The sequence below is a fragment of the Cedecea selenatireducens genome (assembly GCF_042138895.1).
GTDB lineage: Bacteria > Pseudomonadota > Gammaproteobacteria > Enterobacterales > Enterobacteriaceae > Cedecea > Cedecea selenatireducens.
Genome location: NZ_JBHIKW010000003.1, coordinates 17,156 through 41,322, shown reverse-complemented (window position 1 = coordinate 41,322; position 24,167 = coordinate 17,156). Strand labels below are relative to the sequence as shown.

20 protein-coding genes are annotated in these 24,167 nt (G+C 54.7%); 16 read left to right on the top strand and 4 right to left on the bottom strand.

The features are described 5' to 3' along the window. Positions 1-11: 11 nt before the first annotated feature. The 4 genes from leuD to leuA are packed head-to-tail and all read right to left on the bottom strand — an operon-like array spanning position 12 to position 4,700. Positions 12-617 (bottom strand): 3-isopropylmalate dehydratase small subunit, encoded by a 606-nt coding sequence (gene leuD, locus ACE38U_RS05590; protein WP_038475619.1) that lies wholly within the window; start codon positions 615-617, stop codon positions 12-14. Positions 618-628: 11 nt separating this feature from the next. Next, positions 629-2,029: a 3-isopropylmalate dehydratase large subunit gene (gene leuC, locus ACE38U_RS05585; RefSeq protein ID WP_038475617.1), complete on the bottom strand. Its 1,401-nt coding sequence runs from the start codon at positions 2,027-2,029 to the stop codon at positions 629-631. A gap of 2 nt (positions 2,030-2,031) precedes the next feature. Next, complete coding sequence (gene leuB / locus ACE38U_RS05580; RefSeq protein ID WP_375529318.1) at positions 2,032-3,123, bottom strand: 3-isopropylmalate dehydrogenase; 1,092 nt, start codon at positions 3,121-3,123, stop codon at positions 2,032-2,034. Beyond that, the gene (leuA, locus tag ACE38U_RS05575; protein WP_038475613.1) at positions 3,123-4,700 is read right to left on the bottom strand and encodes a 2-isopropylmalate synthase; all 1,578 of its coding nucleotides are present in this window, start codon (positions 4,698-4,700) and stop codon (positions 3,123-3,125) included. Before leuA ends, leuB begins: the two co-directional genes overlap by 1 nt. A gap of 618 nt (positions 4,701-5,318) precedes the next feature. Here leuA and leuO point away from each other — a divergent pair. The 16 genes from leuO (at position 5,319) to ACE38U_RS05495 (ending at position 24,166) form a co-directional block, all read left to right on the top strand. Next, positions 5,319-6,263, top strand: coding sequence for a transcriptional regulator LeuO (gene leuO / locus ACE38U_RS05570; RefSeq protein WP_052048989.1), 945 nt, complete (start codon positions 5,319-5,321; stop codon positions 6,261-6,263). Positions 6,264-6,669: 406 nt separating this feature from the next. Next, on the top strand, positions 6,670-8,394 hold the full coding sequence (ilvI, locus tag ACE38U_RS05565) for an acetolactate synthase 3 large subunit (RefSeq protein WP_038475611.1): 1,725 nt from the start codon (positions 6,670-6,672) through the stop codon (positions 8,392-8,394). Positions 8,395-8,396: 2 nt separating this feature from the next. Continuing rightward, the gene (gene ilvN / locus ACE38U_RS05560) at positions 8,397-8,888 is read left to right on the top strand and encodes an acetolactate synthase small subunit (RefSeq protein WP_038475609.1); all 492 of its coding nucleotides are present in this window, start codon (positions 8,397-8,399) and stop codon (positions 8,886-8,888) included. A gap of 176 nt (positions 8,889-9,064) precedes the next feature. Next, complete coding sequence (gene cra / locus ACE38U_RS05555) at positions 9,065-10,069, top strand: catabolite repressor/activator (protein WP_038475607.1); 1,005 nt, start codon at positions 9,065-9,067, stop codon at positions 10,067-10,069. Between the two features lie 562 nt (positions 10,070-10,631). Beyond that, on the top strand, positions 10,632-11,090 hold the full coding sequence (gene mraZ, locus ACE38U_RS05550; RefSeq protein WP_038475605.1) for a division/cell wall cluster transcriptional repressor MraZ: 459 nt from the start codon (positions 10,632-10,634) through the stop codon (positions 11,088-11,090). A 2-nt stretch (positions 11,091-11,092) separates the two neighbouring features. Next, positions 11,093-12,034: a 16S rRNA (cytosine(1402)-N(4))-methyltransferase RsmH gene (gene rsmH, locus ACE38U_RS05545; protein ID WP_375529317.1), complete on the top strand. Its 942-nt coding sequence runs from the start codon at positions 11,093-11,095 to the stop codon at positions 12,032-12,034. Further along, positions 12,031-12,393 carry a cell division protein FtsL gene (gene ftsL / locus ACE38U_RS05540; protein WP_038475601.1) on the top strand — a complete coding sequence of 121 codons (363 nt, stop codon included), beginning with the start codon at positions 12,031-12,033 and terminating at the stop codon, positions 12,391-12,393. Before rsmH ends, ftsL begins: the two co-directional genes overlap by 4 nt. A 15-nt stretch (positions 12,394-12,408) precedes the next feature. Further along, entirely contained in the window at positions 12,409-14,175 is a 1,767-nt protein-coding gene (ftsI, locus tag ACE38U_RS05535) for a peptidoglycan DD-transpeptidase PBP3 (protein WP_038475599.1), read from the top strand. Then, positions 14,162-15,649 carry a UDP-N-acetylmuramoyl-L-alanyl-D-glutamate--2,6-diaminopimelate ligase gene (murE, locus tag ACE38U_RS05530; RefSeq protein ID WP_176982176.1) on the top strand — a complete coding sequence of 496 codons (1,488 nt, stop codon included), beginning with the start codon at positions 14,162-14,164 and terminating at the stop codon, positions 15,647-15,649. The genes ftsI and murE overlap by 14 nt, the downstream gene beginning before the upstream one ends. After that, positions 15,646-17,004, top strand: coding sequence for a UDP-N-acetylmuramoyl-tripeptide--D-alanyl-D-alanine ligase (gene murF / locus ACE38U_RS05525; RefSeq protein WP_038475593.1), 1,359 nt, complete (start codon positions 15,646-15,648; stop codon positions 17,002-17,004). The genes murE and murF overlap by 4 nt, the downstream gene beginning before the upstream one ends. Beyond that, the gene (gene mraY, locus ACE38U_RS05520; protein ID WP_038475590.1) at positions 16,998-18,080 is read left to right on the top strand and encodes a phospho-N-acetylmuramoyl-pentapeptide-transferase; all 1,083 of its coding nucleotides are present in this window, start codon (positions 16,998-17,000) and stop codon (positions 18,078-18,080) included. The genes murF and mraY overlap by 7 nt, the downstream gene beginning before the upstream one ends. 2 nt (positions 18,081-18,082) lie before the next feature. Then, positions 18,083-19,399 (top strand): UDP-N-acetylmuramoyl-L-alanine--D-glutamate ligase, encoded by a 1,317-nt coding sequence (murD, locus tag ACE38U_RS05515; RefSeq protein ID WP_375529316.1) that lies wholly within the window; start codon positions 18,083-18,085, stop codon positions 19,397-19,399. Then, a complete protein-coding gene (gene ftsW / locus ACE38U_RS05510; RefSeq protein ID WP_038475584.1) occupies positions 19,399-20,643 on the top strand; it encodes a cell division protein FtsW in 1,245 nt (414 codons plus the stop codon). The genes murD and ftsW overlap by 1 nt, the downstream gene beginning before the upstream one ends. Further along, positions 20,640-21,707: an undecaprenyldiphospho-muramoylpentapeptide beta-N-acetylglucosaminyltransferase gene (murG, locus tag ACE38U_RS05505; protein ID WP_038475580.1), complete on the top strand. Its 1,068-nt coding sequence runs from the start codon at positions 20,640-20,642 to the stop codon at positions 21,705-21,707. The genes ftsW and murG overlap by 4 nt, the downstream gene beginning before the upstream one ends. A 70-nt stretch (positions 21,708-21,777) precedes the next feature. Then, positions 21,778-23,253 (top strand): UDP-N-acetylmuramate--L-alanine ligase, encoded by a 1,476-nt coding sequence (gene murC, locus ACE38U_RS05500; protein WP_038475578.1) that lies wholly within the window; start codon positions 21,778-21,780, stop codon positions 23,251-23,253. Next, a complete protein-coding gene (locus ACE38U_RS05495) occupies positions 23,246-24,166 on the top strand; it encodes a D-alanine--D-alanine ligase (protein WP_375529315.1) in 921 nt (306 codons plus the stop codon). The genes murC and ACE38U_RS05495 overlap by 8 nt, the downstream gene beginning before the upstream one ends. Position 24,167: the final 1 nt, after the last annotated feature.

The window sequence follows — 24,167 nt, the reverse complement described above, 5'->3', positions numbered from 1 at the left end:
GGGAAAACAGCTTACTGCATAAATGCAGGCAGCTTTTTCTCGTAGCCGGAAATGGCGGCTTCGTGCTGTAGCGTCAGGCCGATGCTGTCCAGGCCGTTCAGCATGCAGTGGCGGCGGAAACTGTCGAGTTCGAACGAATAGCTTTTCTCACCCGCCTGAACCGTTTGGGCCTCCAGGTCGACGACAAACTTAATGCCCGGCTGGGCTTCGACCAGCTTAAACAGCTCGTCCACCTGTTCGTCGCTCAGAATGACCGGCAGCAGCTGGTTGTTAAACGAGTTGCCGTAGAAGATATCGGCGAAGCTTGGCGCAATCACCACTTTGAAGCCGTAATCGGTCAGTGCCCACGGGGCGTGCTCACGGGAAGAGCCGCAGCCGAAGTTTTCACGCGCCAGCAGGATAGAAGCGCCTTTAAATTCCGGGTAGTTCAGAACGAACTCCGGGTTAGGCTGCTGCCCGGCATCGTCCAGAAAACGCCAGTCGTTAAACAGGTGAGCGCCAAAACCGGTGCGGGTGACCTTCTGCAAAAACTGCTTCGGGATAATGGCATCGGTATCGACGTTCGCCGCGTCCAGCGGAACGACCAGGCCTGTATGTTGGATAAATTTCTCTGCCATGGTGGTTCCTCTTATTTCAGTGTACGAATATCGGCAAAATGACCGGCCACAGCGGCAGCGGCGGCCATTGCAGGGCTGACCAGATGGGTGCGCCCCCCGCGGCCCTGACGGCCTTCGAAGTTACGGTTGCTGGTGGAGGCACAGCGTTCGCCCGGATTCAGGCGGTCGTTGTTCATTGCCAGGCACATTGAGCAACCCGGCAGGCGCCATTCAAAACCGGCTTCAATAAAGATCTTATCCAGCCCTTCTGACTCGGCCTGAGCTTTTACCGGACCGGAGCCCGGTACAACCATCGCCAGCACGCCTGGCGCGACTTTACGGCCTTTGGCGATTTCTGCGGCAGCACGCAGGTCTTCGATGCGTGAGTTGGTACAGGAGCCGATAAAGACTTTGTCGATGGCCACTTCGGTCAGCGGAATACCCGGCTTCAGGCCCATATAAGCCAGCGCTTTTTCGGCCGATGCGCGTTCAACCGGATCGCTAAAGGATTCTGGGTTAGGGATGTTGTCGGTAACAGAAATAACCTGGCCGGGGTTGGTTCCCCAGGTGACCTGCGGGGCAATGTCGGCGGCGTCCAACGTTACGATGGTGTCGAACTTCGCGCCTTCGTCGGTGCTGAAGGTTTTCCAGTATTCGACGGCTTCATCCCAGTCAGTACCTTTTGGTGCATGCAGGCGGCCTTTAACATATTCGAAGGTGGTTTCATCCGGTGCGACAATCCCGGCTTTGGCTCCCATTTCGATAGCCATGTTGCACAGCGTCATGCGGCCTTCCATGCTCAGGGCACGGATAGCGTCGCCGCAAAATTCAACCACGTGGCCGGTGCCGCCGGCGCTGCCGGTTTTGCCGATGATTGCCAGCACGATATCTTTGGCGGTGATCCCCGGAGCCGCTTTGCCTTTCACTTCAATTTTCATGGTTTTCGCACGACCCTGTTTCAGGGTCTGCGTCGCCAGCACGTGTTCGACTTCGGAGGTACCGATGCCGAAAGCCAGCGCGCCGAATGCGCCGTGAGTCGCGGTGTGGGAGTCGCCACACACGATGGTCATGCCTGGCAGCGTAATCCCTTGTTCAGGCCCCATGACGTGAACGATGCCCTGAAAAGGGTGATTCAAATCGTACAGCTCAACGCCAAACTCTGCGCAGTTCTTCATCAGCTCCTGCATCTGGATACGTGCCATCTCGCCGGAGGCGTTGATATCCTTAGTTTGGGTCGACACGTTGTGATCCATGGTGGCGAAGGTTTTCCCCGGCTGGCGAACCGGGCGGCCGTGGGCACGCAGCCCGTCAAAGGCCTGTGGGGAAGTCACTTCATGCACCAGATGGCGGTCGATGTACAGCAGCGGCGTCTCTTCCGGGGCTTCATACACGACGTGGGCGTCGTACAACTTCTGATATAAGGTTTTGGCCATGATTACTTCCCCTGAGCTACGTAGCGGGCAATGATGTCGCCCATTTCGTCGGTGCTGATTGCGTTGCCTTCGCGGGCTAAATCACCGGTGCGATGGCCTTCTTCTAACGCGCGATTGATGGCGCTTTCGATAGCCTGGGCGGCTTCTTCGGCATTCAGGCTGTAGCGCAGCAGCAGCGCCAGGGACAGGATCTGCGCGATAGGATTTGCAATGTTTTTGCCCGCGATATCAGGTGCGGAGCCGCCCGCGGGTTCGTACAGGCCAAAGCCCTGTTCGTTGAGGCTGGCGGAAGGCAACATGCCCATAGAACCGGTGATCATGGCGCATTCGTCGGACAGAATGTCGCCGAACAGGTTGGAGCACAGCAGCACGTCGAACTGGGACGGATCTTTAATTAACTGCATGGTGGCGTTGTCGATATACATGTGGGACAGCGACACATCAGGATATTCTTTGGCGATTTCGTTGACGATTTCACGCCATAACAGCGACGTTTGCAGCACGTTTGCTTTATCTATAGAGGTCACTTTGCTGCGGCGCTTACGGGCAGATTCAAAGGCGATACGCGCAATACGTTCAATCTCAAAACGATGATAAACCTCGGTATCGTAGGCCTTCTCATGCATACCGCTGCCTTCGCGGCCTTTCGGCTGCCCGAAGTAGATCCCACCGGTCAGTTCGCGAACGCACAGGATATCGAAGCCGTTTGCCGCGATGTCGGCGCGCAGCGGGCAAAACTCTTCCAGCCCCTGGTACAGGCGAGCCGGGCGCAGGTTGCTGAACAGTTTGAAATGCTTACGCAGCGGCAGCAGGGCGCCACGCTCGGGCTGCCCGGCCGGTGGCAGATGCTCCCACTTAGGGCCGCCTACCGAGCCAAACAAAATAGCATCAGCCTGCTCGCAGCCTTCGACCGTGGCCGGCGGCAGCGGGCTGCCGTGGCGATCGATGGCGGCACCACCGACGTCATAGGTGCTGGTGCTGATGCGAATATCAAAACGGTGACGAATTGCATCCAGTACTTTCAAGGCCTGAGCCATCACTTCCGGGCCAATACCGTCACCCGGCAAAACTGCAATATGATAATTTTTCGACATTACACGGTTTCCTGATTTTGTTCTTTATTCTGATGTTGAGCTTTGCGTTGCAATTCTTTTTCGACTTCACCGGCGCGCCAGATGTTGTTCAGCACGTGCACCATCGCTTTAGCAGAGGATTCGACAATGTCGGTTGTCAGACCCACGCCGTGGAAGCGGCGGCCGTTGTAATCCACCACGATATCGACCTGGCCCAGCGCATCTTTGCCCTGGCCTTTGGCGCTCAGGCTGTATTTCACCAGTTCAATGTTGTAATCGGTGATGCGGTTAATCGCCTGATAAACAGCATCGACCGGGCCGTTGCCGTTTGCCGCTTCGGCTTTAATCTCTTCGCCACAAACCAGCTTCACGGAGGCGGTAGCAATGCCGTTAGAGGCAGACTGCACGCTGAAATAATCCAGGCTGAAGTGTTCTGGTTCTTCCTGCTGCTTGTTGATGAAGGCCAGTGCTTCCAGGTCGTAGTCGAAGACCTGACCTTTTTTGTCCGCCAGCTTCAGGAAGGCGTCGTACAGATTATCCAGGTTGTAATCGGCCTCTTTATAGCCCATCTCGTCCATGCGGTGTTTCACGGCCGCACGGCCGGAGCGTGAAGTCAGGTTCAGCTGTACCTGGTTCAGGCCGATGGATTCCGGCGTCATGATTTCGTAGTTTTCGCGATTTTTCAGCACGCCATCCTGGTGGATACCGGAGGAGTGAGCGAAGGCGCCGGTGCCGACGATGGCTTTGTTTGCCGGAACAGGCATGTTGCAGATCTGGCTGACCATCTGGCTGGTGCGCCAGATTTCCTGGTGATTGATGTTAGTGTGCAGGTTCATGATGTCTTTGCGCACTTTGATAGCCATGATCACTTCTTCCAGCGAGCAGTTACCCGCCCGCTCGCCGATGCCGTTCATCGCCCCCTCAACCTGGCGAGCACCCGCATGGACTGCGGCCATGGCATTACCTACGGCCAGACCCAGGTCGTCGTGGGTGTGCACGGAAATAATCGCTTTATCGATATTTGGCACTCGCTCGTACAGGCCGGTGATGATGTTGGAAAACTCAAACGGCATGGTGTAGCCGACGGTATCAGGAATGTTAATGGTGGTGGCGCCAGCGCTGATAGCGGCTTCCACTACGCGGGCCAAATCGGCAATCGGCGTGCGGCCAGCATCTTCACAGGAAAACTCTACGTCATCGGTATAGTTACGGGCGCGTTTCACCATATATATAGCGCGCTCAATCACTTCGTCCAGCGTACTGCGCAGCTTAGTCGCAATGTGCATAGGGGAGGTGGCGATGAAAGTGTGGATTCGGAAGGCTTCAGCAACTTTTAAAGATTCAGCGGCAACATCAATGTCTTTTTCTACGCAGCGAGCCAAACCACAAACTCGGCTGTTTTTAATGTTGCGGGCGATGGTCTGTACGGATTCGAAATCGCCAGGAGAAGAAACGGGGAAACCGACTTCCATTACGTCTACGCCCATACGCTCCAGCGCCATAGCAATCTGCAGCTTCTCTTTCACGCTCAGGCTTGCCTGTAAAGCCTGTTCACCGTCGCGCAATGTAGTATCAAAAATAATGACTTGCTGGCTCATGGTTCGGTCCTTTATCTCTTTGGGCGCCTTCGCGAGAGCATAAAAAAACCCGCGCATTGGCGCGGGTTTTTTCTGTCTGGAGGCTTGAATCAACGCTGATTGTCGCCCACCAGTCTACCGCGCAAATAAGATGCGTTTAGTAGTAGACCAAGTAGGCGGAAGGTGCGATTCATGTTTCAAGCCCTGTGCAATTTCGTGATGTATTTATTGGTACTTGATCTCACTGCAGGTGTCAACCCTTAGGCCGATAGAGGGGGCGCTGGGACGTTGAGTTTGCGAGGCGTATTCAGTGAAAAACACCGGGAAAAAGAGTTTTCTTAATATATTAATTAAGATGAAAAGTTATAGCTCTGTCTGATAATACGTTTAATTTCATAAATTCACCTTATGAATGTGGTAGAACTTATGTATTACTCATCAATTGGGAAAACTTGCTCATCATAAAGTTTTAGCTTCTTTATAATGATGGCGTCTTACGCTATATCTGTATGCTGCATTGTTATTAAGCGTGTTTGTAAGATGATTTACTAAAAATAATATTTACCAGATGACCATAAACAACGGAACTTCCAATTTATGCATTGTGGAATGGAACCCAATTCATTACTGGAGTAGAAAATGGATTATCAGTTGAATAAGAGTCTGGGGACTCTGGATACAATAAAGCCAAGGTTGCGTCATGTAGACTTAAATCTGTTGACGGTGTTTGACACGGTGATGAGAGCGCAAAGCATTACAGGAGCTGCCAGGTTGTTGGGGATGTCTCAGCCAGCAGTCAGTAACGCGGTGTCTCGCCTGAAGGTTACGTTTAACGATGAGTTATTTGTACGCGATGGGCGAACGATACAACCCACGGCAAGAGCATTTGAGCTTTATGATGTTGTTCGTGATGCTTTACAGATGGTCCAGAATGAACTGCCCGAAGGCGATTTTGAACCCCTGAGAAGCAAACGGCAGTTTACGCTTTGCGTGGCGAGCCCCCTGGACAGCAAAATAATGTCGCTCGTTCTGGATGCAATTAAACACACTGCACCTCATGTTCAGTTAATTTTTAAATCTTCTTTTAACGAGGATATTGAAAGACAGTTACGCTATCAGGAAGTTGATTTCTTGATTTGCTATGACGAAACTATACGTCCAGGTTTTAAAAAGATTCCTCTTTTCGAAGATGAAGTCGTTTTAGTGACGGGAAAAGAACATCCTGGTTTTCGTTCGCCATTGACCGTACGAGACTTTTATCATCAACAGCATGCGGTGGTTTCGCCTGAATGCTACGGTTCATTCAGTTTGCCCTGGTATGACACATTGAATAAGCAAAGCGCTATTGCCTATCAGGGGATGGCGATCACCTGCGTATTGAACGTGGTTTCGCAGACCAAAATGGTGGCAGTCGCGCCCCGCTGGCTGGTTGATAGTGTATCTACTGATTTGAATCTTAAGGTATTCCCTGTGCCTTTCATGAAGAAACAGCTTACCTGTTATTTATCGTGGTATGGCTCTGCGGGGCAGGATAAGGGGCATTTGTGGATGCAGAATCAGATAGCGAAAAGCTGCTGCCAATAAACGAGGTAACGTCTTTTGATTTGCGGGTCTAAACAGCCCGTTTTTTCTTTGTTTTTATAAAAAAACAATATTTTCTACTTTAGCACTTCCTGACGCTCCCTTTCCGGCAACACTAAAATGCTAAATTAATACATAACGAGCTGTATTTGCCCGCATCTTTGACATATTCGTCAACAGCCACCCTCCGGATTCAGTCGATCGCTCCGTTATGCGTGGTTTTTGTAGCGGTGAGAGTAAATTCTTATCTCTCACTAGCCGGGGCAGGTAATTGCCTGTCGGATCCCGAGCGGTTATGTTAATGGGCTAAACCTATAAAAAAGATACAGGCAGACACACAACCTGTCGCAACGACGGCGCGAAAATGATTTCTGCGTGCGGTCACAAACGTGAGCCTGGAGGCAAAACCATGGAGATGTTGTCAGGAGCCGAGATGGTCGTCCGGTCGTTAATCGATCAGGGCGTTAAGCAGGTATTCGGCTATCCGGGAGGCGCGGTACTCGATATTTACGACGCGCTTCATACTATGGGCGGAATTGATCATGTACTGGTGCGTCATGAGCAGGCCGCAGTGCATATGGCTGACGGCCTTGCACGTGCAACGGGTGAGACGGGGGTCGTACTCGTCACCTCCGGTCCCGGTGCTACCAACGCGATTACCGGCATCGCCACAGCCTATATGGACTCTATTCCTATGGTGGTGTTGTCCGGGCAGGTTGCAACGTCTTTGATTGGCTACGACGCCTTTCAAGAGTGCGATATGGTCGGTATCTCCCGCCCGGTGGTGAAACACAGCTTCTTAGTTAAGCAGGTTGAAGATATTCCGGGCATCATCAAAAAAGCGTTCTGGCTGGCCTCAAGCGGCCGACCAGGGCCAGTTGTTGTGGATTTACCGAAAGACATCATGAGCCCGCTGAATAAGCTGCCGTATGCCTGGCCTGAAGCTGTCAGTATGCGTTCTTATAACCCTACGACACAGGGCCACAAAGGGCAGATTAAACGTGCCCTGCAGACCCTTATTGCGGCTAAAAAGCCGGTGATGTATGTGGGCGGTGGCGCTATCAATTCAGCATGTGATGCAGAGCTGCTGGCGCTTGCTGAGAAACTCAATATTCCGGTTGTTTCTTCGTTAATGGGGCTGGGGGCGTTCCCGGCTACGCATCGACAGGCTCTGGGCATGCTTGGCATGCATGGCACCTATGAAGCGAACATGACGATGCATAATTCGGACGTGATCTTCGCCGTAGGCGTTCGCTTTGATGACCGTACTACCAATAACCTCGCTAAGTACTGCCCGAATGCGACGGTACTGCATATTGATATCGACCCAACGTCTATTTCCAAAACTGTCGCAGCGGATATTCCGATTGTGGGCGATGCCCATCAGGCTCTTACCCAGATGCTGGAGTTGCTTGCTCAGGAAGAAACGCAGCAGTCCGGGGATGACATTCGGGACTGGTGGCAGCAGATAGAGCATTGGCGGGCTCGTCAGTGTCTTGAATTTGACCGCACCAGTGAGGCGATTAAGCCGCAGGCAGTCATTGAAACGGCTTATCGCCTGACAAACGGCGAGGCTTATGTGACCTCTGATGTGGGTCAGCATCAGATGTTTGCCGCGCTCTACTATCCGTTTGATAAGCCGCGCCGTTGGATAAATTCCGGTGGCCTGGGCACGATGGGCTTTGGTCTTCCTGCCGCTCTTGGCGTCAAGATGGCACTCCCGGATGAGACGGTTATTTGTGTCACCGGTGATGGCAGTATTCAGATGAACATTCAGGAGCTTTCCACCGCGCTTCAGTACGGCTTGTCGGTTCTGGTCCTTAACCTCAATAACCGCTATCTCGGTATGGTCAAGCAGTGGCAGGACATGATCTATTCAGGTCGTCACTCCCAGTCGTATATGGAGTCTCTCCCGGACTTTGTCCGTCTGGCAGAGGCTTATGGGCATGTTGGGATTAGCATCACCAGGCCGGAAGAGCTTGAAAGCAAGCTTGCGCAGGCGCTGGAAACCGTTCGCGGTGGCCGCCTGGTGTTTGTTGATGTGACGGTTGATGGTACTGAACACGTTTATCCTATGCAGATTCGCGGCGGCGGAATGGATGAAATGTGGTTAAGCAAAACGGAGAGAACCTGATTATGCGCCGAATTTTATCTGTATTACTGGAAAATGAATCAGGCGCGCTGTCCCGGGTCATTGGTCTGTTCTCTCAGCGCGGCTACAACATCGAGAGCCTCACCGTTGCGCCCACGGATGACCCAACGCTTTCCCGCATGACGATTCAAACCGTCGGCGATGCGAAAGTGCTGGAACAGATTGAGAAACAGCTGCATAAGCTGGTGGATGTCCTGCGTGTGAGTGAATTGGGGCAGGGCGCTTACGTCGAGCGTGAAATCATGCTGGTGAAGGTGCAGGCCAGCGGATACGGGCGCGAAGAGGTGAAGCGCAGCGCGGAAATCTTCCGTGGGCAAATTATCGATGTGACGCCAACGCTGTACACCGTTCAGCTTGCTGGCACCAGCGATAAACTCAACGCATTCCTGGATACGATCCGCGATGTGGCCAAAATTGTCGAGGTCGCCCGCTCGGGCATTGTCGGCGTTTCGCGCGGCGATAAGATCATGCGCTAGCGACGAATGTGATCTGATTCACATGCCCGGTAATCACTGCCGGGCTTTTTTTTGCAAATAAGAAAACAACACCCCGCAAAAGCGGTTGCCGGAGTTATTATTCTGCGCTTAGATGTAAATGTTGTTAACCATGACCAGGGTATGGTTATGGATCACCTGGAGAGTAAGGGGCTACAGTGAAATTGGATGAAATCGCGCGTCTGGCTGGCGTGTCGCGCACCACGGCAAGCTACGTCATCAACGGGAAAGCTAAACAGTATCGCGTTAGTGATAAAACCGTTGAGAAAGTCATGGCTGTGGTACGAGAACATAACTACCACCCTAATGCAGTGGCCGCAGGGCTACGCGCAGGACGCACGCGTTCTATCGGTCTGGTGATCCCTGACCTGGAAAACACCAGCTACACCCGTATTGCAAATTACCTTGAGCGCCAGGCTCGTCAGCGTGGCTATCAGCTGCTGATCGCCTGTTCTGAAGATCAGCCTGACAACGAAATGCGCTGCATTGAACACCTTCTGCAGCGGCAGGTTGATGCGATTATCGTATCGACCTCTTTGCCTCCTGAGCATCCTTTTTATCAGCGCTGGGCGAATGATTCGTTCCCGATAATCGCGCTCGATCGCGCCCTGGATCGCGAGCATTTCACCAGCGTCGTCGGCGCCGATCAGGACGATGCGGAAATGCTGGCGGAGGAACTGCGTAAGTTCCCTGGCGACAATATCCTTTACCTCGGTGCCTTGCCTGAACTGTCGGTCAGTTTCCTGCGTGAGCAGGGATTCCGCACCGCATGGAAAGACGATCCGCGCACGGTTAACTACCTCTATGCCAACAGCTATGAACGTGAAGCTGCCGCCCAGCTTTTCGAAAAATGGCTGGAAACGAATACGATGCCTGACGCGCTGTACACAACCTCTTTTGCGTTGCTGCAGGGCGTTATGGATGTGACGCTTCGCCGGCAGGGGCGACTGCCGTCAGAGTTGGCCATCGCCACCTTTGGCGATCATGAACTCCTGGATTTCCTGCAGTGCCCGGTGCTGGCGGTTGCGCAGCGTCATCGGGATGTGGCGGAGCGGGTGCTTGAGCTGGTGCTGGCAAGCCTTGATGAGCCGCGTAAGCCAAAGCCTGGGTTAACCCGGATTCGCCGAAATCTTTATCGCCGTGGTAGCTTAAGTCGTTACTGACAAAGAGGCGTTACGTCACGCTTAAACTTAATTAAGATTTTTCCCGTATATTTACCCTTATTTTTTAAGGTAATTAATTAGGCGGGAAAAATCTGGTAAAAAAAATCCTCACCGCGAAATAAATTCCTCGTTTGTATTATTTTGTTACACACCCGTTGATAAGAAATGTTGGATTATTAATCATTAGCAACCTCTCTTTTCTTCAAAACCGCGTCAAACCCAAGCCAGACGGGCATCTGCCGCTGTTCACCCGCCTTGAAATACCTTAAAATGCCGCCCGCGTCGCAAACTGAGTACTTAATATTTCTCAAAGTAAGTCTTCGGTCGTTTTAACGCTGTTGATGTTTATTGGTCTTTTTCTTTCAAATATTCATAACGTTAATTTTGCCTCGCCAATGCGAGTTTTTTCACGCCAGCCATTAATCAATCGCTTAGGCGCGGGAATTTATTCCCGCAGGCGACCTGGCTGGCTTGACAAGGTTTTCCTCCCCTCCGTAAACTCCTTTATGTGGGAATTTGTGGGGTAAAGTGGTGAAATGGGTCATTAAAGGGTGAGGCTGGCATGTTCCGTGGGGCAACGTTAGTCAATCTCGACAGCAAGGGGCGGCTTGCCGTGCCTACCCGTTACAGGGAAAAGCTGATCGAAACCTCAGAAGGTCAGATGGTTTGTACCATCGACATCCATCACCCCTGCCTGCTGCTTTATACCGTTCCCGAGTGGGAAATCATTGAACAAAAGCTTGCCCGTCTGTCGAGCATGAACCCCGCAGAGCGCCGCGTGCAGCGCCTGCTGTTGGGGCATGCCAGTGAATGTCAGATGGATAGCGCCGGGCGACTGCTGCTGGCGCCAGTTTTACGTCAGCACGCCGGGCTCACCAAAGAAGTAATGCTGGTCGGCCAGTTCAATAAGTTTGAGCTGTGGGATGAAGCGACCTGGCATCAACAGGTCAAGGAAGATATCGACGCTGAGCAGGGTTCGACAAACACCTTGTCGGATCGTCTGCAGGACTTGTCACTTTAGAAATGATGGAAAATTTTAAACACACTACGGTGCTGCTGGATGAGGCCGTTAACGGCCTGAATATTCGTCCTGACGGCATCTACATTGATGGCACTTTTGGTCGCGGTGGCCACTCACGCCTGATCCTGTCCCAGCTCGGTGAGCAAGGACGGTTGCTGGCGATCGACCGCGATCCGCAGGCTATTGCCGCAGCTGCTGCTATTGATGATCCACGCTTCTCCATCATTCATGGCCCATTCTCTGCGCTTGCAGATTACGCTCGTGAGCGCGAACTGGGCGGTAAGATCGATGGCATTTTGCTGGATCTCGGCGTCTCTTCTCCTCAACTGGATGATGCGGAGCGCGGTTTTTCGTTTATGCGCGATGGGCCGCTGGATATGCGTATGGACCCAACGCGCGGTCAATCCGCAGCCCAATGGCTGATGACGGCGGAAGAAGCGGATATTGCGTGGGTGATCAAAACCTTTGGTGAAGAACGCTTTGGCAAACGTATTGCGCGTGCCATCGTCGAGCGTAACCGCGAAGAGCCGATGACACGCACTAAAGAACTGGCGGCGGTCGTCTCTGCTGCAATGCCGGTCAAAGATAAGTTCAAGCATCCGGCGACCCGCACCTTCCAGGCTATTCGTATCTGGATCAACAGCGAGCTGGATGAAATTGAAAAAGCGTTGAATGGCTCGTTGGAAGCGTTGGCGGTTGGCGGTCGTTTGTCGATCATTAGCTTCCACTCGCTGGAAGATCGCATCGTTAAACGCTTTATGCGTGAAAAGAGCCGCGGTCCGCAGGTTCCGGCGGGTATACCCATGACGGAAGCACAGCTGAATAAGCTGGGCGGTCGCCAGCTCAAAGCGATCGGCAAAATGATGCCGGGTGAAGATGAAGTGGCGGAGAACCCGCGTGCACGCAGTTCCGTTTTGCGTATCGCAGAGAGGACTAACGCATGATCAACCGAGTGACAGAGACCCTAAGCAGAGTTACGCAGCTCGGCAGCAATGAGCGTCATGCTTTGCCTACCGTGATTGGTGGCGATCTTTTTCGTCATGGGAAACTGGCACTTTGTTTGTTCGCCGCGATTATCGTTACCGCGGTTTCCGTGGTAACGACGGCGCACCATACCCGTCTGCTGACCGCGCAGCGTGAGCAGATGGTGCTTGAGCGTGACGCGCTGGATATTGAATGGCGCAACCTGATTCTTGAAGAAAATGCGCTCGGCGATCATAGCCGGGTTGAACGGATCGCGACGGAAAAGCTGCAGCTGCAGCATGTCGATCCTTCGCAGGAAAACATCGTAGTTCAGCAATAAGGAATAGTGCGACAGATGAGAGCAGCGGCAAAAACGCTTAAACCAAAACGTCAGGAAGAACAGGCCAACTTTATCAGTTGGCGTTTTGCGTTGCTCTGCGGTTGCATTCTGTTGGCGCTGGCTTTCCTGCTGGGCCGTGTTGCCTGGCTACAGATAATCAGTCCGGACATGCTGGTGCGTCAGGGTGACATGCGCTCACTTCGTGTGCAGGAGGTATCTACCTCTCGCGGTATGATTAGCGATCGCGCTGGCCGCCCTCTGGCCGTTAGCGTGCCGGTAAATGCGATTTGGGCCGATCCGAAAGAATTACACGACGCCGGTGGCGTGACGCTGGACAACCGTTGGAAGGCCCTGGCGGATGCGCTAAAAATTCCTCTCGACCAGCTTGCTTCCCGCGTGAACAGCAACCCAAATGGGCGGTTTATTTATCTCGCTCGCCAGGTTAACCCGGATATTGGCGACTACATCAAGAAGCTCAAGCTTCCTGGGATCCATTTGCGGCAGGAATCTCGCCGCTACTATCCGTCAGGCGAAGTGACTGCTCACCTCATCGGCTTTACCAACGTCGATAGTGAAGGGATAGAGGGGGTAGAAAAAAGCTTTGATAAATGGCTCACCGGCCAGCCCGGCGAGCGCATTGTGCGTAAAGACCGCTTCGGGCGCGTTATCGAAGACATTTCCTCCACTGACAGCCAGGCCGCCCATAACCTGGCTTTGAGCATTGATGAACGCCTGCAGGCGCTGGTGTACCGTGAACTGAATAACGCCGTTGCTTTTAACAAGGCCGAATCGGGCAGCGCCGTTTTAGTTGACGTGAGCACTGGTGAGGTTCTGGCGATGGCAAACAGCCCGTCCTATAACCCGAACAATCTGACCGGCACGGCAAAAGATGTGATGCGTAACCGTTCCATTACCGACATTTTTGAACCGGGTTCCACCGTTAAGCCGATGGTGGTGATGACCGCGCTACAGCGTGGTGTGGTTCAGGAAAATACCGTGCTTAACACCGTGCCGTTCCGAATCAATGGTCATGAGATCAAAGACGTCGGGCGCTACAACGAATTGACCCTTACCGGGGTACTACAGAAGTCGAGTAACGTCGGGGTTTCAAAACTGGCGTTAGCGATGCCCTCCTCAGCGTTAGTAGACACTTACTCACGTTTTGGACTGGGAAAAGCGACCAATTTGGGGTTGGTCGGGGAACGCAGTGGCTTATATCCTCAAAAACAACGGTGGTCTGACATAGAGAGGGCCACCTTCTCTTTCGGCTACGGGCTAATGGTAACCCCGTTACAGTTAGCGCGAGTCTACGCAACCATCGGCAGCTATGGTGTCTACCGGCCGCTGTCGATAACCAAAGTTGACCCGCCGGTTCCCGGCGAGCGTATCTTTGCTGAATCAACCGTTCGCACCGTGCTTCACATGATGGAAAGCGTGGCGCTGCCCGGCGGTGGCGGCGTGAAAGCGGCCATCAAGGGCTACCGTATCGCTATCAAAACCGGTACCGCGAAAAAAGTCGGGCCGGACGGCAAATACATCAACAAATACATTGCTTACACCGCAGGCGTTGCGCCAGCCAGCAATCCTCGTTTTGCTCTGGTCGTAGTGATTAACGATCCACAGGCCGGTAAATATTACGGCGGTGCCATCTCTGCACCTGTGTTCGGTGCAATCATGGGCGGCGTACTGCGCACCATGAACATAGAGCCGGATGCGCTGGCAACCGGTGAAAAAAGCGAATTTGTAATTAATCAGAAAGAGGCTTCAGGTGGCAGATCGTAATTTGAGCGACCTTCTTGCTCCGTGGGTAGCTGGACTCCCTGCGAGAGCGCTGCGAGAGATGACACTCGACAGCCGCGTGGCGGCTGCGGGCGATCTTTTTGTGGCCGTGGTTGGTCATCAGGCGGACGGGCGTCGTTATATCCCGCAGGCGATAGCACAGGGTGTGGCTGCCGTGATCGCAGAAGCGGACGGTGAAGCTGCGGATGGTGAAGTTCGCGAGATGCACGGCGTGCCGGTTATTTACCTGAGCCAGCTGCATCAGCGGCTGTCTGCGCTGGCGGGGCGTTTCTATCATCAGCCTTCTGAAGCTTTACGCCTGGTTGGCGTAACAGGGACTAACGGAAAAACGACAACCACTCAGCTGTTGGCGCAGTGGGCGCAATTACTGGGTGAAACCAGCGCCGTGATGGGGACCGTGGGCAACGGCCTGTTGGGGCAGGTTGTACCGACAGAAAACACCACCGGCTCTGCGGTAGACGTGCAGCACGTGCTGGCGAGCCTGAAAGAACAAAATGCGACCTTTGGCGCCATGGAAGTTTCATCCCACGGCCTGGTTCAGCATCGCGTGGCAGCGCTGAAATTTGCTGCTTCCGTATTTACCAATTTAAGCCGCGATCACCTTGATTATCATGGTGATATGGCGAATTACGAGGCCGCTAAGTGGCTGCTGTTCTCCGAGCATGACTGCGGCCAGGCGATCGTTAACGCCGATGACGAAGTGGGTCACCGCTGGCTTGCTCGCCTGCCGGATGCCGTTGCGGTCACCATGGAAAATAACCTTGAGCCGGGCGCTCATGGCCGCTGGCTGAAAGCTGACGAAGTTATTTATCACGATGGTGGGGCGACTATCCGCTTCAGCTCATCGTGGGGCAAAGGCGAAATTGAAAGCCGCCTGATGGGCGCGTTTAACGTTAGCAACCTGCTGCTGGCTCTGGCAACGCTGCTGGCGTTGGGCTACCCGCTCGACGAATTAATTCAAACCGCTTCACGCCTCCAGCCGGTTTGTGGCCGCATGGAAGTGTTCAGCGTCGCTGGCAAACCTACCGTGGTAGTGGATTATGCCCACACGCCTGATGCGCTGGAAAAAGCCCTGCAGGCTGCTCGTCTGCACTGCTCCGGCAAACTTTGGTGCGTATTTGGCTGCGGCGGCGATCGTGACAAAGGTAAGCGGCCAATCATGGGCGGTATTGCTGAGCAATACGCCGATGTGGTGGTGGTGACCGATGACAACCCACGTACCGAAGAACCGAAGTCCATCGTCGACGATATCCTGACCGGCATGCTGGACGCCGGGCGTGCACACGTAGTACTGGGGCGCGCAGAAGCGGTGACCAACGCCATCATGCAGGCGAAAGAAAATGACGTCGTGCTGCTGGCGGGTAAAGGCCACGAGGATTATCAGATTGTCGGTAACCGCCGTCTGGATTACTCCGACCGCGTAACGGCTGCACGTCTGCTGGGGGTTGTCGCATGATTCGCGTCTCTCTGAAGCAACTGGAGTCTATTCTCGACGGGCAGCTGCACGGCGCAGATGCGGACATTATCGACGTCACAACCGACACCCGCAAGCTGACGGCTGGCTGCCTGTTTGTCGCGCTGAAAGGCGAACGTTTTGACGCCCATGACTTTGCCGCCGATGCGGTGAAAGGTGGGGCCGGCGCATTACTGGTTAGCCGTAAGCTGGATATTGATGTGCCACAACTGGTAGTGGCCGATACCCGTCTTGCATTTGGCGAGCTGGGTGCATGGGTTCGCCAGCAGGTGCCTACTCGCGTTGTGGCGTTAACCGGCTCTTCCGGCAAAACCTCCGTGAAGGAAATGGCGGCATCTATTCTGCGCCAGTGCGGCAATACGCTCTATACCGCAGGTAACCTGAATAACGATATTGGCGTGCCGATGACGCTGCTGCGCCTGACGCCAGAATACGATTATGCCGTTATCGAGCTGGGTGCTAACCACCAGGGGGAAATCGCCTGGACCGTGGGGTTAACCCGTCCGGAAGCGGCTCTGGTCAACAACCTGGCTGCTGCGCACCTTGAAGGTTTTGGTTCTCTGGCTGGCGTGGCGAAAGCGAAGGGCGAGATCTTTACCGGCCTTGCGGCGAACGGCACGGCGATCCTTAACGCCGATAACAACGACTGGCTGAACTGGAAGACGATCGTGGGCGATCGCAAAACCTGGCGCTTCTCTCCGAATGCGGCCGGAAGCGACTTTACCGCGACCAACGTTCATATCACTTCTCATGGCACCGGGTTTACTCTGCAAACCCCGCAGGGCGATGTCGACGTTGTGCTGCCATTACCTGGCCGCCACAACATTGCTAACGCTCTGGCGGCGACCGCACTGGCGATGGCCGTTGGCGCAACGCTGGAAGCGGTTAAAGCCGGGCTTACCGAGCTGAAAGCCGTGCCCGGTCGCCTGTTCCCTATTCAGCTTGCTGAGAACCAGCTGCTGCTGGACGACAGCTACAACGCTAACGTGGGCTCAATGACCGCGGCGGCGCAGGTGCTGTCAGAAATGCCGGGCTACCGCGTGATGGTAGTTGGCGACATGGGTGAGCTGGGTGATGAAGCCGAGGCCTGTCATCGTCAGGTTGGCGAAGCGGCAAAGGCCGCAGGTATTGACCGTGTTCTGAGCGTGGGTGTGTTGAGCAAGACGCTCAGCGACGCATCAGATGTTGGCGAGCATTTTACCGATAAACAGGCCGTGGTCGCGCGTTTACAGGCGCTGATTGCGGAACATTCAATTTTAACCATTTTGGTGAAAGGTTCACGTAGTGCGGCCATGGAAGAGGTGGTTCGCGCATTACAGGAGAAACAAGCATGCTAGTTTGGCTGGCCGAACATTTGGTCAAATATTATTCCGGTTTTAACGTCTTTTCTTACCTGACGTTTCGCGCCATTGTCAGCCTGCTGACCGCTCTGTTTATCTCCCTCTGGATGGGGCCGCGTATGATCGCGCGTTTACAACAGCTCTCCTTCGGGCAGGTTGTTCGTAACGACGGTCCTGAGTCGCATTTCAGCAAGAAAGGGACGCCAACGATGGGCGGGATCATGATCCTGACCGCCATTGTGGTTTCCGTGCTGATGTGGGCCTATCCCTCTAACCCTTACGTCTGGTGCGTACTGTTCGTGCTGATAGGCTTCGGGATCGTTGGCTTCGTTGATGATTACCGGAAAGTAGTTCGGAAGGACACTAAAGGGCTGATCGCTCGCTGGAAGTACTTCTGGATGTCGGTGATTGCGCTGGTGGTTGCCTTCACAATGTATGCCGTCGGGAAAGGGACGCCTGCGACCGAGCTGGTTGTGCCGTTCTTCAAGGACGTGATGCCGCAGCTTGGCCTGTTCTATGTGCTGCTTGCCTACTTTGTCATTGTCGGTACCGGTAACGCGGTAAACCTGACCGATGGCCTTGATGGCCTGGCGATTATGCCGACCGTGTTCGTGGCCGCTGGTTTTGCGCTGGTCGCGTGGGCGACGGGGAACATGAACTTCGCGGGCTATCTGCACATTCCTTACCTGCGTCACGCGGGTGAGCTGGTTATCGTCTGTACGGCGATTGTCGGTGCTGGCTTAGGTTTCCTGTGGTTTAACACTTATCCGGCTCAGGTCTTCATGGGCGACGTAGGTTCTCTGGCTCTCGGCGGTGCGCTGGGGACTATCGCGGTACTGCTGCGTCAGGAATTCCTGCTGGTGATTATGGGCGGCGTATTCGTGGTTGAAACCCTGTCGGTTATCCTGCAGGTTGGCTCGTTCAAGCTCCGGGGACAGCGCATCTTCCGTATGGCGCCGATTCACCACCACTATGAATTGAAAGGCTGGCCGGAGCCGCGCGTCATTGTGCGCTTCTGGATTATTTCGCTGATGCTGGTGCTGATTGGCCTGGCTACGCTGAAGGTTCGCTAAATATGGCAGATTACCAGGGTAAAAACGTCGTTATCATCGGGTTAGGCCTTACCGGCCTGTCTTGCGTGGATTTCTTCCTTGCTCGCGGCGTTACGCCGCGCGTGATGGACTCCCGTATCTCCCCTCCTGGTCTTGATAAGCTGCCTGAGAACGTTGAGCGCCATACCGGCTCGTTAAATGAAGACTGGCTCCTGGCGGCGGATTTGATTATCGCAAGTCCGGGCATTGCGCTTGCCACGCCGGCATTGAGCGCGGCGGCAGACGCTGGTATCGAAATAGTCGGTGATATCGAACTGTTTTGCCGTGAAGCCCAGGCGCCGATTGTCGCGATCACCGGTTCCAACGGTAAAAGCACAGTGACCACGCTGGTGGGAGAGATGGCGAAAGCGGCGGGCGTGAACGTGGGCGTGGGCGGAAACATTGGCCTGCCAGCGCTGATGCTGCTGGATAAAGGCTGTGAGCTCTATGTGCTCGAACTCTCCAGTTTCCAGCTGGAAACCACCCATAGCCTGAAGGCCGCGGCGGCGACCGTTCTGAACGTAACGGAAGATCATATGGATCGCTATCCGTTTGGGATGCAGCAATACCGTGCGGCGAAGCTGAGCATCTATGAAAATGCCAAAGTTTGTGTGGTCAACGCGGACGACGCGCTGACCATGCCGGTGCGTGGTGCAGACGAGCGCTGCATCAGCTTCGGTGTCGACGTCGGTGATTATCATCTTAACCGCCAGCAGGGTGATACCTGGCTGCGGGTGAAAGGGGAGAAGATCCTCAACACCAAAGAGATGAAGCTGGTCGGGCAGCACAACTATACCAACGCGCTGGCAGCTCTGGCGCTGGCGGATGCGGTGAAGCTGCCTCGTTCTACCAGCCTGAAAGCGCTGACCACCTATACCGGTCTGGCACACCGTTTCCAGCTGGCCTGGGAGCGTAACGGTGTACGCTGGATTAACGATTCCAAGGCGACCAACGTCGGCAGTACCGAAGCCGCGTTGAACGGCCTGCATGTTGAGGGCACGCTGCATCTGCTGCTGGGGGGAGACGGTAAGTCCGCTGATTTCTCGCCTTTGGCTCGCTACCTGCAGGGCGACCGCGTGCGCCTGTACTGCTTTGGTCGTGACGGTGCCGAACTGGCCGAGTTACGCCCGGATATTGCCGAGCAGACAGAAACCATGGAGCAGGCAATGAAACTTGCCGCGGCCCGTGTGGAATCTGGCGATATGGTGCTGCTTTCTCCGGCCTGCGCCAGCCTCGATCAGTTCAAAAACTTCGAACAACGCGGCGATATGTTTACTCAACTTGCGAAGGAGCTCGGCTGATGCGTTTATCTCTCCCTCGCCTGCGCGTTCCCCGTGTACCAGGATTTGGCATCCTGGCCTGGGTCGCTTCGGCGTTAAAAGGGTGGGTAATGGGCTCCCGTGAGGCCGACGCCAACAGCATGGTGCTGTATGACCGCACGCTGCTTTGGCTGACCCTCGGTCTGGCGGCGATCGGCTTTATTATGGTGACCTCTGCGTCGATGCCGGTGGGCCAGCGTCTGGCCAACGATCCTTTCCTGTTCGCAAAACGCGACGGGTTATACATCATCGTCGCGTTCGTGCTGGCGATGGTGACGCTACGCCTGCCGATGGATTTCTGGCAGCGCCACAGTACGGCTATGCTGCTGGCCTCTATCGTGATGCTGCTGATTGTACTGGTCGTCGGCAGCTCGGTTAACGGTGCATCGCGCTGGATTGCCTTTGGCCCGCTGCGTATCCAGCCCGCTGAGTTTTCCAAGCTGTCGCTGTTCTGTTATCTCGCAAACTATCTTGTGCGCAAGGTTGATGAAGTTCGAAATAACCTGCGCGGCTTCCTGAAGCCAATGGGCGTGATTCTGGTGATGGCCGTTCTGCTGCTGGCCCAGCCTGACCTCGGTACCGTGGTTGTGCTGTTTGTCACCACGCTGGCGATGCTGTTCCTGGCGGGGGCAAAGCTGTGGCAGTTCATCGCCATTATCGGCATGGGGATTTCGGCGGTTATCCTGCTGATCCTCGCTGAGCCTTACCGTATTCGCCGCGTAACCTCGTTCTGGAACCCATGGGAAGATCCTTTCGGCAGCGGCTACCAGTTAACGCAATCACTGATGGCTTTTGGGCGCGGTGAATTGTGGGGACAAGGGCTGGGGAATTCGGTCCAGAAGCTGGAATATCTGCCCGAAGCGCACACCGACTTTATCTTCTCAATCATCGGTGAGGAGCTGGGATATATCGGTGTGGTGCTTGCACTTTTGATGGTATTCTTCGTCGCTTTTCGTGCGATGTCGATCGGCAAACGTGCTCTGGAATTGGATCAGCGTTTCTCCGGCTTCCTGGCGTGTTCTATCGGCATTTGGTTTAGCTTCCAGGCGTTAGTTAACGTCGGGGCTGCGGCGGGTATGCTGCCAACCAAAGGCCTGACGTTGCCGCTTATCAGTTACGGCGGTTCCAGCCTGCTGATTATGTCCACGGCAATCATGCTGCTGTTGAGAATAGATTATGAAACGCGTCTGGCTAAAGCTCAGGCGTTTACACGGAGTGCCAAATGACGGGCAAAGCGAAGCGGTTGATGGTGATGGCGGGCGGTACCGGCGGGCACGTATTCCCCGGGCTGGCCGTGGCTCATCATCTTCAGGCTGAAGGATGGGATATTCGGTGGCTTGGTACCGCGGACCGTATGGAAGCCGATCTGGTGCCTAAACACGGTATTGAGATTGACTTTATTCGCATCTCTGGGCTGCGTGGCAAGGGCGTGAAGGCCTTATTGCTGGCTCCTGGGCGTATATTTAACGCCTGGCGTCAGGCTCGCGCCATCATGAAGGCGTGGAAGCCGGATGTGGTATTAGGAATGGGCGGCTATGTTTCCGGGCCGGGTGGCCTTGCTGCCTGGTCTTTGGGCATTCCCGTTGTGCTGCATGAACAGAACGGCATTGCCGGGCTGACGAACAAATGGTTGGCGAAGATCGCGACCAAAGTGATGCAAGCCTTCCCAGGCGCATTCCCTAAGGCCGATGTTGTTGGCAACCCGGTGCGTAACGATGTACTGGCGTTACCGCTGCCGCAGGTGCGCTTTGCCGGGCGAGAAGGCCCGGTGCGGGTGCTTGTTGTGGGCGGCTCTCAGGGCGCGCGCGTTTTGAACCAAACTATGCCGCAGGTTGCCGGACGCCTGGGTGAAACGGTGACTATCTGGCATCAAACCGGAAAAGGCGGCCAGGCGGTTGTGCAGCAGGCATATGCCGAAGCCGGCCAGCCGCAGCATAAGGTTACCGAGTTTATTGATGACATGGCGGCTGCCTATGAATGGGCTGACGTCGTGGTTTGCCGCTCAGGGGCGTTAACCGTGAGTGAAATCGCGGCAGCGGGCCTGCCCGCGCTGTTTGTTCCGTTCCAGCACAAAGATCGGCAGCAGTACTGGAATGCGCTGCCTCTGGAAAAGGCCGGAGCCGCGAAAATACTGGAGCAGCCGCAGTTTACCGTGGATGCCGTTACCCGTACCCTGGCCGAATGGGACAGAGCAACGCTGCTGGCAATGGCCGAGCGGGCGCGTGCTGCTTCCATCCCTGATGCAACCGAACGTGTAGCAAATGAAGTCAGCGCCGCAGCGCGCGCGTAATACTTGTGGGAGGCAAATTGCCCCCTGTAAATTTGATGTAATGGCGGCATGCCGCTTGCAGGTTTAGAGAATGAATACACAACAACTGGCGAAACTGCGTTCAATCGTGCCCGAGATGCGTCGCGTCCGGCACATTCACTTTGTTGGCATCGGCGGCGCCGGTATGGGCGGCATTGCTGAGGTATTGGCTAACGAAGGTTATCAGATCAGCGGTTCCGACCTGGCGCCGAACCCGGTCACGCAGCAGTTGTCGGCACTGGGTGCCACGATTTATTTCAACCATCGCCCGGAAAACGTGCGTGATGCAAGCGTTGTTGTTGTTTCCACAGCAATTTCTGCGGATAACCCGGAAATTGTTGCCGCCCATGAAGCTCGTATTCCGGTTATCCGTCGTGCTGAAATGCTGGCCGAGCTGATGCGCTTTCGCCACGGCATTGCCGTCGCGGGTACGCACGGCAAAACGACAACGACGGCGATGGTGTCGAGCATTTATGCCGAAGCAGGTCTGGATCCGACGTTTGTGAACGGTGGCCTGGTGAAAGCGGCTGGCGTGCATGCTCGCCTGGGGCACAGTCGTTATCTCATTGCAGAGGCCGACGAAAGCGATGCTTCGTTCCTGCATTTGCAGCCGATGGTCTCAATTGTGACCAATATCGAAGCCGATCATATGGATACCTACCAGGGCGACTTCGAAAATTTAAAGCAGACGTTTATTAATTTCCTGCACAATTTGCCGTTTTATGGTCGAGCAGTGATGTGTGTGGACGATCCGGTGATTCGCGAGCTGCTGCCGCGTGTTGGCCGCCAGACTACCACTTACGGTTTCAGCGACGATGCGGACGTGCGCGTTGAGAATTACCAGCAGAAAGGCGCGCAGGGATTTTTCACCATCGTGCGTCAGGACAAGCCTGACATGCATGTGGTGCTGAACGCCCCGGGCCGCCATAACGCGCTGAATGCGGCGGCGGCGGTTGCTGTCGCAACGGAGGAGGGCATCGAAGACGAAGCCATTCTTCGTGCGCTGGAAAGTTTCCAGGGGACGGGTCGCCGTTTCGACTTCCTGGGCGAATATCCGCTGGAGTCGGTCAACGGTAAAACAGGCACCGCCATGCTGGTGGACGACTATGGTCACCACCCAACGGAAGTGGATGCCACGATTAAAGCAGCACGTGCCGGCTGGCCAGACAAAAATCTGGTAATGGTTTTCCAGCCGCACCGCTATACGCGTACGCGTGATTTGTACGATGACTTTGCTGGCGTGCTGTCCCAGGTTGACTCCCTGGTGATGCTGGAAGTTTATCCCGCTGGTGAAGCGCCGATTCCTGGCGCCGACAGCCGCTCTTTATGCCGCACAATTCGCGGCCGCGGCAAGGTTGATCCTATTTTGGTATCCGATCATGCAGAAGTGGCTGAAATTTTAGCGCCTGTTTTGACGGGAAATGATTTGATTCTCGTTCAAGGTGCCGGGAATATCGGCAAAATCGCCCGAAACCTGGCTGAAATCAAGTTGCAGCCTCAAACTAAAGAGGAAGGGCATCATGGCTGATAAGATCGCCGTTCTTCTGGGGGGCAATTCCGCAGAACGCGAGGTTTCCCTGCAGTCCGGCAGCGCGGTGCTGGCCGGGTTAAAAGAAGCAGGCATTGATGCTCACGCGTTCGACCCGCAAAGCCAGTCGGTGCTGGAGCTGAAGGCTCAGGGCTTTGACAAAGTTTTTATCGCGCTGCACGGTCGCGGTGGTGAAGACGGTACTTTGCAGGGGCTGCTGGAGTTTCTGGCGCTGCCGTATACCGGCAGCGGCGTGATGGCTTCGGCGATAACGATGGATAAGCTGCGCAGCAAACTGCTGTGGCAGGGTGCTGGCTTACCTGTTGCGCCGTGGGGTGCCGTTAATCGCCAGGATATTGCTGCGGGCCTGAGCGGCGCGTTGGTTGAGCGTGTTGCCGCGTTGGGATTGCCGGTTATCGTCAAGCCGAGCCGTGAAGGTTCCAGCGTCGGCATGTCGAAGGTCGACCACGCAGAGGCACTGCCAGCGGCGCTTGAGCTTGCCTTTGAACACGATGAAGAAGTGCTGATTGAAAAGTGGTTGAGCGGCCCGGAGTATACGGTTGCGATTTTAGGCGATGAAATTTTACCGTCTATTCGCATCCAACCCGCTGGAACCTTCTATGATTATGAAGCGAAGTATCTCTCTGATGAAACTCAATATTTCTGTCCGGGTGGATTAATTGAGCAAAGAGAGCAGGAATTACAGGCATTAGTTCTGCAGGCTTGGCAGGTTATTGGCTGCAGCGGCTGGGGCCGTGTCGATGTGATGCTGGACAGCGACGGGCAATTTTACCTGTTAGAAGTGAATACCTCTCCAGGGATGACCAGCCATAGCCTGGTGCCGATGGCGGCTCGCGAGGCGGGGATGAGCTTCTCACAATTAGTTGTACGTATTTTGGAACTGGCGGACTGAT

Bases quoted from the DNA above. Each gene is read 5' to 3' on its own strand.
- leuD (WP_038475619.1), bottom strand. From the start codon at position 617: ATGGCAGAGAAATTTATCCAACATACAGGCCTGGTCGTTCCGCTGGAC.
- leuC (WP_038475617.1), bottom strand. From the start codon at position 2,029: ATGGCCAAAACCTTATATCAGAAGTTGTACGACGCCCACGTCGTGTAT.
- leuB (WP_375529318.1), bottom strand. From the start codon at position 3,123: ATGTCGAAAAATTATCATATTGCAGTTTTGCCGGGTGACGGTATTGGC.
- leuA (WP_038475613.1), bottom strand. From the start codon at position 4,700: ATGAGCCAGCAAGTCATTATTTTTGATACTACATTGCGCGACGGTGAA.
- leuO (WP_052048989.1), top strand. From the start codon at position 5,319: ATGGATTATCAGTTGAATAAGAGTCTGGGGACTCTGGATACAATAAAG.
- ilvI (WP_038475611.1), top strand. From the start codon at position 6,670: ATGGAGATGTTGTCAGGAGCCGAGATGGTCGTCCGGTCGTTAATCGAT.
- ilvN (WP_038475609.1), top strand. From the start codon at position 8,397: ATGCGCCGAATTTTATCTGTATTACTGGAAAATGAATCAGGCGCGCTG.
- mraZ (WP_038475605.1), top strand. From the start codon at position 10,632: ATGTTCCGTGGGGCAACGTTAGTCAATCTCGACAGCAAGGGGCGGCTT.
- rsmH (WP_375529317.1), top strand. From the start codon at position 11,093: ATGATGGAAAATTTTAAACACACTACGGTGCTGCTGGATGAGGCCGTT.
- ftsL (WP_038475601.1), top strand. From the start codon at position 12,031: ATGATCAACCGAGTGACAGAGACCCTAAGCAGAGTTACGCAGCTCGGC.
- ftsI (WP_038475599.1), top strand. From the start codon at position 12,409: ATGAGAGCAGCGGCAAAAACGCTTAAACCAAAACGTCAGGAAGAACAG.
- murF (WP_038475593.1), top strand. From the start codon at position 15,646: ATGATTCGCGTCTCTCTGAAGCAACTGGAGTCTATTCTCGACGGGCAG.
- mraY (WP_038475590.1), top strand. From the start codon at position 16,998: ATGCTAGTTTGGCTGGCCGAACATTTGGTCAAATATTATTCCGGTTTT.
- murD (WP_375529316.1), top strand. From the start codon at position 18,083: ATGGCAGATTACCAGGGTAAAAACGTCGTTATCATCGGGTTAGGCCTT.
- ftsW (WP_038475584.1), top strand. From the start codon at position 19,399: ATGCGTTTATCTCTCCCTCGCCTGCGCGTTCCCCGTGTACCAGGATTT.
- murG (WP_038475580.1), top strand. From the start codon at position 20,640: ATGACGGGCAAAGCGAAGCGGTTGATGGTGATGGCGGGCGGTACCGGC.
- murC (WP_038475578.1), top strand. From the start codon at position 21,778: ATGAATACACAACAACTGGCGAAACTGCGTTCAATCGTGCCCGAGATG.
- ACE38U_RS05495 (WP_375529315.1), top strand. From the start codon at position 23,246: ATGGCTGATAAGATCGCCGTTCTTCTGGGGGGCAATTCCGCAGAACGC.